The sequence below is a fragment of the Prosthecobacter sp. genome, from assembly GCF_034366625.1.
Taxonomy (GTDB): Bacteria; Verrucomicrobiota; Verrucomicrobiia; order Verrucomicrobiales; family Verrucomicrobiaceae; genus Prosthecobacter.
The window spans coordinates 19,616-32,240 of record NZ_JAXMIH010000012.1 but is presented as its reverse complement, the minus strand read 5'-3'; the positions used below and the strand labels follow the sequence as shown (position 1 = coordinate 32,240).

General features: G+C 58.9%; 8 protein-coding genes. 3 read left to right on the top strand and 5 right to left on the bottom strand.

The features are described 5' to 3' along the window. Nucleotides 1-52: 52 nt before the first annotated feature. Complete coding sequence (locus U1A53_RS15230; RefSeq protein WP_322282232.1) at nucleotides 53-1,240, bottom strand: glycerate kinase; 1,188 nt, start codon at nucleotides 1,238-1,240, stop codon at nucleotides 53-55. 232 nt (nucleotides 1,241-1,472) lie between these two features. On the opposite strand from U1A53_RS15230, the gene U1A53_RS15225 reads away from it, so the two are divergent. Both U1A53_RS15225 and U1A53_RS15220 read left to right on the top strand, forming a co-directional pair. Further along, nucleotides 1,473-2,771 carry an ATP-binding protein gene (locus U1A53_RS15225; RefSeq protein WP_322282230.1) on the top strand — a complete coding sequence of 433 codons (1,299 nt, stop codon included), beginning with the start codon at nucleotides 1,473-1,475 and terminating at the stop codon, nucleotides 2,769-2,771. A gap of 4 nt (nucleotides 2,772-2,775) precedes the next feature. Continuing rightward, nucleotides 2,776-4,032 carry a hybrid sensor histidine kinase/response regulator gene (locus U1A53_RS15220; RefSeq protein ID WP_322282228.1) on the top strand — a complete coding sequence of 419 codons (1,257 nt, stop codon included), beginning with the start codon at nucleotides 2,776-2,778 and terminating at the stop codon, nucleotides 4,030-4,032. A gap of 56 nt (nucleotides 4,033-4,088) precedes the next feature. Here the strand turns inward: U1A53_RS15220 and U1A53_RS15215 are convergent, their stop codons facing one another. Both U1A53_RS15215 and U1A53_RS15210 read right to left on the bottom strand, forming a co-directional pair. Then, a complete protein-coding gene (locus U1A53_RS15215; protein WP_322282226.1) occupies nucleotides 4,089-5,723 on the bottom strand; it encodes a PQQ-binding-like beta-propeller repeat protein in 1,635 nt (544 codons plus the stop codon). Between the two features lie 63 nt (nucleotides 5,724-5,786). Then, complete coding sequence (locus U1A53_RS15210) at nucleotides 5,787-8,075, bottom strand: PQQ-binding-like beta-propeller repeat protein (protein ID WP_322282224.1); 2,289 nt, start codon at nucleotides 8,073-8,075, stop codon at nucleotides 5,787-5,789. A 223-nt stretch (nucleotides 8,076-8,298) separates the two neighbouring features. On the opposite strand from U1A53_RS15210, the gene U1A53_RS15205 reads away from it, so the two are divergent. Then, on the top strand, nucleotides 8,299-8,937 hold the full coding sequence (locus U1A53_RS15205) for a L,D-transpeptidase (RefSeq protein ID WP_322282222.1): 639 nt from the start codon (nucleotides 8,299-8,301) through the stop codon (nucleotides 8,935-8,937). 25 nt (nucleotides 8,938-8,962) lie between these two features. Here the strand turns inward: U1A53_RS15205 and U1A53_RS15200 are convergent, their stop codons facing one another. Beyond that, entirely contained in the window at nucleotides 8,963-11,374 is a 2,412-nt protein-coding gene (locus tag U1A53_RS15200) for a DUF1549 domain-containing protein (RefSeq protein WP_322282220.1), read from the bottom strand. Nucleotides 11,375-11,440: 66 nt separating this feature from the next. Further along, on the bottom strand, nucleotides 11,441-12,610 hold the full coding sequence (locus U1A53_RS15195) for a hypothetical protein (protein ID WP_322282218.1): 1,170 nt from the start codon (nucleotides 12,608-12,610) through the stop codon (nucleotides 11,441-11,443). Nucleotides 12,611-12,625: the final 15 nt, after the last annotated feature.

The window sequence follows — 12,625 nt, the reverse complement described above, 5'->3', positions numbered from 1 at the left end:
GTGATGAGTTAAGAGCGCATTGAGCACGGTCGAGAAGGCGGGTCAAGTGTGGTCAAGGAGTCAAGAGGACAAGGAGCGCAGATGATTGCTGCAAGACGGCGTTGTGAAGGAGTTCGGGGCCGCGTTGCATGGCTTCGGCGAGGGACATGTCCTTGGGTTTGATGGCGCAGAGGAAGTCGAAGCGGGTGCGGAGTTGGTTTTCGGCCTCAATGGCTCCGGCGAAGGCGGCGACGGATTTGCCGAGTTCGCGGGCCATGTCGGCGACGCCCATGGGGCCTTTGCCGTGGAGGGTTTGGGCATCGAGACGGCCTTCGCCGGTGATGACGAGGTCGGCGGCGGCGATGCGGCGGCGCAGATGGACGAGATCAGCGATCAAATCGAAGCCGCTGGTGAGTTTGGCACCACAGAAGCTCATGAGGCCGAAGCCAAGGCCACCGGCGGCTCCAGCTCCCGGAATATCGCGATGATCGACACCGAGATCGCGTTTGATGATGTCGGCGAGGTGTTGGAGGCGGGATTCGAAGAACCCGAAATCTTGTATTCCTTTCTGCGGACCATAGATGCGGGTGCAACCGTGGGGGCCGAGGAGGGGATTGTTCACGTCGCAGGCAACGAGGATTTCGGGCATTGAGAGCGAACTGCGTTCGATTTTCGCGAGCCTGTCCATGTGGGAGATGATTGGTTCAAGCGGCGTGCTGTCTGCATCGAGAAAACGGAAGCCGAGTGCCGCGGCCATGCCGATGCCTGCGTCGTTGGTGGCGCTGCCGCCGATGCCGATGACGATGCGATCCGTGCCGCGCTCGATCGCATCCAGCAGCATCAGACCGGTGCCGTGGGTGGTGGCGGTGGCGGGATCGAGGGAGAGGTCGCTGACCATGGCGAGGCCGGAGGCGGCGCTCATTTCCATGACAGCTTCGAGCCGTCCCTCATCGCGAACGAGGCCGTAGCGGGCAGTGACGGGACGATTTTGGGCGTCAAAGGTGGCGTTTTCGCACCATTCGCCATTCAAGGCGGCGATCACAGCCTCGGCGGTGCCTTCGCCACCGTCGGCGATGGGGCAGAGGTCGCATTCGACTTCGGGGATCGCCTGTTTGAGGGCTTTTTCGATGGATTTTGCTGCCACCGCGGCCGGGATGGAGCCTTTGAACTTGTCGATGGCGATGAGGATGCGCATGGGGCGGCGGATGGTGGCGTTGCAGGCCAGATTTGCCAAGCCGAGGCTGAGGAGATTGTGAGACAAATGACAGTCAGGTGTCAGGATTTTGTAATTAGCCATTGCCGGGCATGACAAAAGAGGGTTATAATTTATGGAATTTGTAAAATTTATGTCTTTCGCAGCCATGGCAGAGGTTTCCTCCTCGATGACCGTTCCCAGGCATGACCCCGTCTGCCAACGGGCTCATGGTGGCGAAGTGCCGCGGTCCGGGCGTTTCGAACGAGAGCAGGAGGAGTTGAATCTGCGCAATGCCCGTATGGGAGCGTGGTTCGTGATGATTCTGGTGCCGCTGTGCAGTTTTTTGGACTGGATGGCCTATCCAGAGCGCTACTGGGAGTTTCTGGTGCTGCGGCTGGCCTGTGCGGCGAGCTGTGTGCCGCTGCTTCTGGCGCTGAATGGGTCCTTGGGGAGAAAGTACTGCCGCGCTTATCCGGTGATCCTGCCACTGCTGCCGGCGCTCATGATCTGTTTCATGATCTACCTGAGTGGTGATCCCGGCTCCGGCTACTATGCCGGGCTGACGTTGTGCATCGTGGCGACGTCGTTTGTGTTCCATTGGACGTTTCGCGAAATCGGTCTCACGCTGGGGCTCGTCGTGCTCGCGTATCTGGCCTCCACACTGCCGAATCTGAGCGGCAGTGACGATCCGCGTGCGCTGGGCATCTTTGTGAACAACACAGGCTTCATCCTGCTGAACTGCGTGGTGCTTTACTTTGGCAGCCGTCAGCATCATGCGATCCGCCTGCGTGAATTTGCCAGCCGCTGCAAAGTGGAGGACCAGCGTGAGGAATTGGCCGCACGCAACGATGAACTCACCACCACGCTGAAACGTTTGCGTGAAACCGAGGCGCAGCTCGATCAGAGCGAAAAGCTGGCGTCCATCGGCCGTCTCAGCGCCGGGATCGTGCATGAGATCAACAACCCGCTGAACTACGTGAAGTCGGCGGTGTATCTGCTAAAGAAAAAGGGCAAAGCGTTGCCTCCTGAGGTCGCGGAGGCGTTCAACACCATCGCCGAGGACATTGGCGAGGGCATCGACCGTGTGGCAGCGATCGTTTCTGATCTGCGCACGTTCGCACATCCTGAAAATCGCGGGGCACGGCCGGTGAATTTGCAGGACGTGTCACGCAAGGCGCTGCGTTTGCTCGCGAAGGAGATCAGTGATCGTGGGGTGACGCTTGTGGATGAGATTCCGGCGGGCGTCATCGCCCAGGGTGACGAAAACTATCTGATTCAAATCTTCCTCAACCTGGTACAGAACAGCTTGGATGCGCTGGCGGGCCGACCATCGCCGACAATTTTGATCAAGGCGCAGGAAACAGCGGGCGGCATCGATTTGATCGTGAGGGACAACGGAACGGGCATTCCGAAAGAGAACCTCTCGAAGGTTTTTGATCCCTTTTTCACCACGAAGCAGGTCGGCCAGGGCATGGGCCTGGGGTTGAGCATCTGCTTTCGGATGATCCAGCAGATGGGCGGCGAAGTGAAGATCGACACGGAGGCGGGAAGCCACACGCAGTTCACTCTGAGCCTCAAAAAGCCTGACAAGGCTTGAAGTCATGACCAGCCAGCAGCTATCGCCTTATCACATTCTCTACGTCGATGACGAAGAGAAGGCGCTGCATTACTTCCGGGAGATCTTCGGCGATGAGTACATCGTTCACACTGCAAACAATGCGCTGGATGGCTACCGCATCCTACAGACGCATGGGGCGCAGATCGGCCTGATGCTCACGGATCAGCGCATGCCTGGCCCGAGCGGGATCGAACTGATGGAACATGCGCGAAAGCTGAATCCGAACCTCATCCGCGTCCTGGTCACCGCCTACACCGACTATCAGGCGGCAGTGGACGCGGTGAACTCCGGGCGCTGCTTTCGGTATATTCACAAACCGTGGGATCCTGATGAACTGGCGGTGGTGATCAAGCATGGGCTGGACTACTACCATGCCCTGATCGAGCGCGAACGCCTGCTGACGGAGAAGGCGGACACGGTGAGGCACATGCTCTCCGCTGACAAAGTTTCCGGCCTGGGCATCCTTGCGGAGGGATTAAACCATCATCTGCGCAACGCGCTCACCGTGGTGCGCGCGTTCATTGACCTGGCACCGATGAAATTGATGGAGGAGATCGGCGGCGCTCATCCCCGTGATCCCTCCTTCTGGCTCGATGTGCAGAATCAGGCGCAGTCACAGATCGAACGCATTCAGTCGTTGCTGGCACGCCTCGCCGAGGCCTCGCATGCCAAACGAGTGGAGCGGAATGACAAGTGCAGCCTCAATGGAGTCCTCAGCGAGATGATCGACATGTTTTCCGAAGGGTTGCAGGAGAAAAACCTGCATGTCGATGTCGAGATCGACCCCAATCTGCCGCCGCTCATGGTGCATGACGGGCGGTTCCGCCAGATGTGGCGCCTGATCTTCATGGAGGAACTCACGCATCTCAGCCCTGGCGACCAAATTCAAATCAGTGCGAAGATCAAACGAGACGCCAAAGGCCAGTCCTGCGTGGAGATGTATGTGCGGGACACGGGCATGTGGGAGGGTACCGACAAGCCGATCAATCTGTTCGATCCTTTCTACACCCGCAGCCGCAAGCCGGATGATTTTGGCGTGAACATGATGGCCTGTTACGTGACGATGCATTTGCACGGTGGAACTGCGGAGGCACGTCATCTGGAACCGCGCGGATTGGAACTCAAACTGACCCTGCCGCTTGATCCCAGCTCCGAACCGAAGAAGGAGGAGGATTTCTTCCGCTCATTGCTCACTCATGAGCAGCGCTGGCAGCAGCGTGAAGAGATGGTGGCGGCATGAAAAAAGGCGGACCCGTTCAGGTCCGCCTTTGGTGATCAGATCGTCCTCAGGGACAGTTACTTCGTCTCAGGTGTTTTCGCGCCTTCCTTGAAGCAGTAGAGATGCGTATGCGTGGTGATGTACACAGCACCGTTGGCGGCGACGACGCTGCTGAGCAGAGGAGAGGGGAACTCGATGGTCTTGAGTTCCTTCAGTTCCTTGCCCTCGGCGAGGATGAAGAGCTCGCCTTCCTCATTGCCGATCCAGACCTTGCCGTCGGCAACGAGCGGGCTGGCCCAGATGTGGCCTTTGGTGTCGAACTTCCAGTATTCCTTGCCGGTCTTGGCGTCGAGGCAGAAGAGGCGGCCGGTGTAGTCCGCAGCATAGACGAGACCGTCTTTGACCGCAGGGGTGGAAATGGAGCGCTCGATGCCTTTGAAGGTCCACACGGCCTTGCCGGAGATGTCTCCGGTGGCTTTGGGGTCGATGCAACTGAGCATGCCGACGCCTTCGCCGTGCTCGGGATCCTGGCCGATGGGGACATAGATCAGGCCGTCGGCGATGGTGGGAGTGGCGATGATCTCGCTGGGGCCGTCGTATTCGACATACTTGATGGGCTCACCTGCGGAGTTCTTGCGATACTCGGGCGGATTGGCGTCATAGCGCCAGTGTTCGGCGAGGATGTCGAGGTCTTCGGCATTCTTTTTGGTTTCGGGGGCCATGGAATAGACCCAGCCGTCACCGGCGGCGAAAATGATCTGCTTTTTGCCGCCGAGTTCGAGATAATTCGGGGAGGACCAGGAGCAGTGAAGCACGCGCTGGGAAGCGATGCTGTCCTGCTCGCCGAGGAGCGTGCCGGTCTCGGCGTCAAGCATGATGAAGCTGGGGCTGTTCGGTGCGGGAATGTTGGTGTGGGTCCAATCCACGCCGTTGCAGGTCGGGACGAAGACCTTGCCATCAACAACGAGGGGGAAACCGGCGGTGGCGTTGTGCTGGAAGACGCCGAGTTCTTTGTACATGTCGTAAACCCAGAGGATGTCCGCATCGGATTTGCCTGGGGCGATGGGGGCGGTGTTTTTGCCGTCTTTGTCGAGCGGGGCCATGAAGGTGTTTTCTTCCTGCATGCCCTGGTTGCCATCGCTGAGGCCTTTCACATCCATGCAGATGATCTGGCAGCGGTTGCCGGGGACGTAGGCTTTGTCGCCGACGATGGTGGGGCTGGCGCAGATGCCGAGGTATTCCCAGTCGTTGACCTTGCCGGTGCCCATCTTCGGGGAGACGAGCTGCCATTTGAACTGGCCGGTGTATTCATCGAAGACCATGACGATGCCGCGGTCGCCGGTGTGCTTGTCGTCACGCGGAGATTCGTTGTTCGTGCCGACATAGACCTGGCCGTTGGCGATCACCGGTGTGCCGTAGGTCTGGGAGCCGAGCTTGGCCACCCAGAGGCAGTTTTTGGTGGTGCTCATGTCAATGTCCTCGGCTCCAGGCTGCTTGTTGGCCTCCTCGGCATTGGGACGGAGACGTCCGGCAATCTTGGGCGCGGCCTTGGGACCGTATTTCTTGCCGGGATCGAAGTCGATAGGCAGGCCTTTTTCATCGGACACCATGTTGCGGGTGTTGCCGCCGCCCCATTGGGGGTAATCAGCGGCCTGCAGCGAAGCCGTGGCGGCGAACGCCAGGGCGAGGAGGAGGGTGGGTTTTGTGGTCATGTCGTGGGAAAAGTCAGGTGAAAGAATTCGTCAAGATGAGGTTCAAGACTGTGTTACGAGTGATCAGTTGTTCGGCGTGACGCTCAGGTTGTCGAGGTACATGCGCTTCTGGTTGAGCGGCGTGAAGCCGAAGATGCCAGGGGAACCGTTGGTGTGGGCGCGTGGCACTTTAACCTCGATGGTCCAGGCATCGGGCTCAGCAGCGCCTTTTTCCCAAGCTTTGGCTTGGACGACACCGCTGCCATCGGCGGCGACATCGACGCGGCACTTGAGCGTGTACCACTTGTTGGCGGTCAATTTATAGGCCACTTCCTGCTTGAGGCGCTCCGGGTTGGAACTGACTTCCAGCTTGCCAGCGTTGCCACGCAGGCAAACGAGATAGCGCTGGTTGATGAGGCCGATGTCGGCTTTGGAGCGGGCGTTGCCTTCGGTGAGGACGTCGGCCTGCATGGTGTAGTTTTTCAGGTGCGACGGTGCGAAGAAGACGGAGGCGCGCTGGAACAGCAACCGGTCAAAGCTCTTGCCGAAGACTTTGCTGCCGTCTTTTTCCATGACTTGGAATTTAAAACGCGCACCGATCCAAGGCAGCGGCGGATAGGCGAACTTGTAGGCGGGGTTGTTTTGCGGATCGACGGGGAACTCCTCGGTGAGCGTGTAGCTCTCGAAGTCCTGGGTGATGGGCAGGTTCTTCAATGCGCGACCACGGATGGTGCCGGTGATGCCGCTTGGGGCGGTGGCTTTGAAGGCACCGGCGCTGACCTTGGCATCCGAGGCAACTTCGAGTTCGCCCGCTTCATTGAATTTGGCGTCCATGGTGGCTTTCACCTTTGCGGTGGGCGGGATGAAGGACTCCCACTTCACGCCTTTGACGTCCTCGCTGACGACGAAGCCGTTCGCATCGACGCTGCGGATGCGGAAGACCTGCTTGTCACCGGTCATGATGACGGTTTCCGCCGGGATGATCTGCAGAGCGGCTGGTTTGCCGGCCTTCGGAATGTCAGCAACAGGCACGGCGTCCACCTTGATGCCGGAGTTCGGAATCGGGAAGCAGTAGAACTGCTTCGTGGTGGTCACATAAAGCTGGCCGTCACAGACGCTTGGCGCTCCGAGGCAGTCGCCGTCGAGTTTGATCTCCTGCACGATCTCCGCGTCCTTTTCGCCGGGCTTCAGCACGACGAGCTTGCCTTCCATCATCGGGCAGTACAACAGGCCATCGACATAAATCGGAGAGGAGTGCAGGTTGGCGTTGCTGAGCTTCTTCTTCCAGAGTTCCGCGCCGGTTTCCGCGTTGATGGCATACAGTTCCGCGCCGTCGGTCATCTGATATACGACATCACCCACGACCACAGGCGAGCTGCTGGTGGCGGACAAGGGCAGGCGCCACAGCTCGACACTAGGCTCCAACACGGCACTTTCGACGTCGGTCGGCTCGTTGAGCTTCTCTGGCAGCTTGATGCAGACCAGACGGCCTTTCTCCGTGCTATCGACGTTTTCATCACCATGAATGGCGATCAGCTTGTTGCCCTTGTGAATCACGACGGAAGCGTTCACGCCGTTTTTGCAGATGGGCATCTTCCAGTAAGCCTTGCCATTGCGCGCGTTCACACAGACGATGTGGCCGCAGCCGGTGGCGTAGTAGGCCACGCGCTTGCCGTCGCGAGTTTCCAGCACGGGAGTGGAGAAGGAGCTGTCCACCGGCGGCACGACGCCGGGTCGGGACCACCAGACAAGTTCGCCGGTCTTCTTATCAAAGCCGTAGATGCGGTCTGCGGCCGGGCCGTCGGCGCCCCAGTTGGAGTAGATGAAATGGGTCAGGACGAACTCGCCCTCAATGACCGGGCTGCCAACGCGGGCATTGGGGAAGGTCATGCGGCCAAACTCCTCCATCAGCGGAATCTCGAAGACCTTCGTGCCATCGAGTTCGTAGCAGAGAAACACCCCTGCGTTGCTCACGAGATAAATACGTTTGGTCTCAGGATCGACGGTAGGCGCGCCGATGGAATAGCGGTTGTAGATCGAGTCGCTCAGGTAGTCAGCGATCTCATGTTCCCAGATTTTCTTCCCGGTTTTCGCGTCCAGGCAGGTCAGCAACTCGACGAGGTCAGTGGTCTCACCTTTGTAGCCCCAGAGGATGACCTTGCCATCAAAGATCACCGGCGTGCCACGTCCGCGGGCGGCATAGGTCCACGCGGGAGTGTCGGCGAGTTTTCCAGCGTCTGTGTAATGCTCCAAGCTCACGCCGTTTTGCAGCGGACCACGCCAGTTGGTCCAGTCGTTGGCGTGGGTGAACCCGGTCAGAGCCAGGGCGGCGGCGAACAAACGACCGAAAGAGGGGCGGGGACGGTGGTGCATGATTGGATTGGAAGATTGAAGTGAAACATCGTGAGCGCGCGCCTCGCTTCAATGCGATTTTCATACCTTTCGCAAGGGAGGCGGACACGACGTCAATAGGGGATGGGCAAAACGCCCTGCCTCGGCGGCATCTTGCAGTTGGTTCGGCACGCACTTCGAGGTAAAGTGAATGAAATCCACACAGCCATCCGGCGCAGACCCGTTGAACATCAAGATGACAGCCATGAGTACCACAGCCACGCTCTCCGCGATTCTTCTGCTGCCAGCCGTTCTCGGACTCGCTAGCTGCTGCGGCAGTCGCTGTCAAAAAGCCCCCGTGGTCGAAAAAGAAACACCGCCGCAGCGTCTCGTGGTCAGCATCCCTGATCAGAAGATGCTCACCTTTGAAGGAGAGAAGATGAAGCGGCGCTATCCGGTGAGCACTTCGCGCTTTGGCGTGGGCGACAAACCACACTCCAACTTAACGCCGCTGGGCCGCCTGGAAGTGGTGGGAATCATCGGTCAGGGGCTGCCCAAAGGCATGCGCCTTTACTCGCGCGAGCCCACCGGCGAGATACTGAAGCCCAACACCACGATTGGTGATGCCATAGTCACCCGCATCGTGCGCTTGCGCGGCACGGAACCGTGCAATGCGCGAACCTTTCAGCGCTGCATTTACATCCATGGCACGACCGATGAGAAAGGGCTGAGGAAACCCGTCTCATGGGGCTGCGTGCGCATGGGATCGTCCGACATCATCCATCTCTGCCGCTGGGTGAAACCCGGAGCCGAGGTGGACATCGTCGAAGAGCCTCTGCCGCCCACCAAGTTCCAGGCGACAGTCGGACGGCTGTTCCACTGGGGTTCTGTTGCTGAGCAATGAAACTCCGCATGGGGTGGCTCATGTCTTACCGAACCACCTGAAACTCCGGCAGCATGCACACGGCCCATAGAAGGTCTTCGAGACCTTGCTGCGTGGGCGTTGCTCCGACGATCTCCTTCGCGGTGGCGAGTTCGTCTGGCAAAGGATTGCGGCACAGTGCGTGGCGGTAGAGCGGCGTGATGAAATCGCCCTTCGCCCTCTCCAGCAGCCGTTTGGCACCCTTGGCAATGGTATCGGCCAAAATGCTCCCATTCGCGAGGTCGATGGCTTCCAGCGTGGTGAGGTCATTCGGACGGGTGGAGACGATTTGATCGCGGTTCGGGCGGCCCAGCGTGCGCATGAGGAAGTCGGCCTTCATCAAGGAGGCGCGGATCATGTGATTGGATCCGGCGGCTCCTTGCGCGAGCAACGACGGAGCCTGCGTGTCGATGGTCTTCTGCCAAACCGGCAGCGCTTGGACGACGGTGACGGGTTTCCAGTCCTTCGCCTCGAAGGCACCGAGGCGGCCTTCCTTGCCACCAGGGACTTGGGCGGTCCATTCCCACGACGCATCAGCGATGATCGAGGTTTCCTTGCCTGCCAAATCGCGAATGCGGGCGTCGAAGAAAAATCCGGCGGCGTTCGGGCCGTTGCCAGCGTTGGTGGCGATGGCGATGATCGTGTTCGCGCCTTTCTTGAGCGCGGTTTGCAGCGGCACGGCGGCGAGTTTCGTCCAGTCATCCCCGGCGCTGATCTTTTTGTTGTTCACGAACAGCGTGAAGCCGTTGTCGCAGGTGATCACGGCGCTGGCGCTGGCAGGATCGGCGTCGAGTTTGAAAGTCTTGCGCAGCGTGATGCTTTCGCCCGATGGCGGCGTGCTGCCGGGCTTGGCGCTGTCGCCCCAGATCCACTGGCCCTTGACGGTGATCAGTTTGGCGAGCGCGGGATCGACTTTGCCGCGCAACACACTGGCATCCATCTTCGCGGGCGCGGCACCGGTGAGCTGCCAGATGGCATCCACAAACTGCTCCGCCGTGAGCCGCTTGGCACGCGGACCGGCATAGGTGTAGCCGTGGTCGTCGGTTTCCTTCGTCACGATTTGCGCGTGCGACTGATACGCCTGCGAGGTGGCGATGTGGGCCAGTGTCTTCTTCAAATCATAGCCGTTCTCCACGAGGTAGGTGGCCAGGTAATCGAGCAAATCAGCATTCCACGGCGTCGTTTGCATCGAATCGACTGGATGCACAATCCCCCGGCCCATCAGGCGCTGCCACAGGCGGTTCACGATGGTGCGCGGCGTGCGGCCGTTCTGCGGATGCGTCATTAGCGCGGCGAGCTGCTTTAAGCGCTCCGGCTGCGCGGCTTTGGCGTCGATCTGGCCGATCTCCGGGAACAACCACGCAGCCGCAGCCTGTTCACCGATGGGTTTGTCACAGCGGTGAATCTCCAGCGGGCGATTCGAATAGATCGCCGCAAGTCCGTAGGCCTCGCTGAGCTTCCAGCGATCAATGAAACTGTCGTGGCACGAGGCGCACTTCATGTTGATGCCGAGGAAGCTCTGCGAAACGCTCTGCGCGAACTGAATCTCCACCGTCTGCCCGGCGCTGACATCGCCGCGCCACTTGATGCCGTCGATGTAGCCCCGGCTCTCGTCGTTCGGCGGCGCGATCAGCTCGCGCACAAACTGGTCAAAGGGCAGGTTTGTGATCAGCGTATGATACAGCCAGTTGCTGATCTGCTTGCGCCCGCCGGTGATGAAGCCGGTGCCGCCGTAATCGTTGCGCAGCAGGTCGTTCCAGAACGTCAGCCAGTGCTCCGTGTAGTCGATGTCACGCTTCAGCAGCGCCTCGACCAGACGCGCACGTTTGTCAGCAGCCTTGTCCTGGTCAAAGGCCGCCACTTCCTCCGGCGTGGGCAGCAGGCCGATGAGATCAAGCGAAGCCCGGCGCAGGAAGCTGCGGTCGTCGATGGCGGCAGGGCGGGGGAGTTTCTTCGCCGCGAGGTGTGCGTCCAGGATGCGATCAATCGGATGCGTGCGTCCATCCACCGCCGCAGGCAAGGTAGGCGAGCGCGGCTTCAGCGGCGGCTCATAAGCCGCCTTTTTGAAGGCAAATCCCTCCTCCCACGCGATGCCCGAGTCGATCCATTCCTTCAGCAGCGCGATCTGATCCGCAGGCACCCGCTTGCCCTTCGGCGGCATCTGCTCATCGGTATCGGTCGAGAGAATGACCTCGATCATCCGGCTCGCACTCGCCTTGCCCGCAGCCACCACCGGCCCGTTCTCACTGCCCTCCAGCAACGCCTTCCGGTCATTGAAAGAGAAACCGCCCTTCTTCTTGTCCCCCGCATGGCACTCCGCGCAATGCTCCCGCAGGATCGGCACGATCTGATGAGAGAAATCAACCGCGTGAGCGAGTGAGAGATGAGACGCGAGAACTAAGACAGACAGGAAACGCATGTTGGAGTCACGAACGTGGAACAGAGACCACATCTCGCGAATTGGTTCACTGGGCCGCAAATAGAGCTATTTGCCGAGGACATTATCGCCACGCCCATATCGAAGAATGCTTTCTGCGAGGTCGCGATTGGATGCGGCCCACAGATCATCGAAAAAGATCCAATGACTCGCAAAGCACGTTTTCTTGGTTGGATCATCATATGCAGTCGAAACACTGGTGAAGACTACCTGACAGAGGTGAGGGGAGAACTGGAACTTGCTCGGGCCTGTTGTTTTGATCCAATAATTCTGGGGCACTTTTTCGCCAGACTTGGGCGATGAAGCGCTGAGTTGTTCGAGCTCCTTCGAGCAGATGGTCTTGTCTCCCGTGAGGAATTGAGGGTTTTTGGTCTGGCTTCGATAGTCGCTCGATGCTCGGGAAAGCCACGCGCGAAGTCTTTGATTCAGCGCATCGAAATGACGGAGTGACTCTTCCAGCGATGGGTTTTCAGATCTTAAGGCAAGCGCGCGAAGCAAAATGAGATCCTGAGGCCAGTCTGAATCGATTCCTCCATACTTGTTAAGTCTCGCCGTGATTGACTGTTCAGCGAGCCATGAGCCAAAAGCGGGAACTCGAACGGGCAGCCGATAACATCCTTCAATTTCCCTGATGGTGGAGCCGTATTGGCAGGAGAAGAAGCAGCAATACGTTCCCTCATCTCCATGTCCGAGAGGTTTGACATGCACAGGAGGATGCCAACTCTCCGCGCTGTAGTTTACGGGAAGGTCAAACTCACGATAAATCAGAAATGAAACCCGTTCTGGGTGTCGCCTCGCGAAATCCGAGTCGAAAAGATACCAGCCAATGTCTATTTCATCATCGTCGGTAATGGCTTGTATCGCAGTATCCAGCATTTCAATCGTGCCTTCCGAATAGCGTCCACCGAATGATTCTACGTAATTCTGAACGTCCCCCAGACTCTGTGGAACCGGTCGCTGCAACATCGGGATGAGGAAGCTGCTGAGCCCATAGATACCTCCTCCAAATACATTCTCACGCAGAGACCACATCTGATCCTGCCAATCCAATGGGTTGAATTCAGACCCTTTTGGAATCCTTGGTTCAGACCTGGTCAGCTCTTCATGCGAAATCCAGTATCGTTGAAACCATCCGAGAAGATCAGGCACATCCGGGAATTCAACGATCCTCCGTCCATGAGGCTGCTCGTACTCGCTTCTACAGATGAAGTAAACCATTCAAGAGGGGGGTGA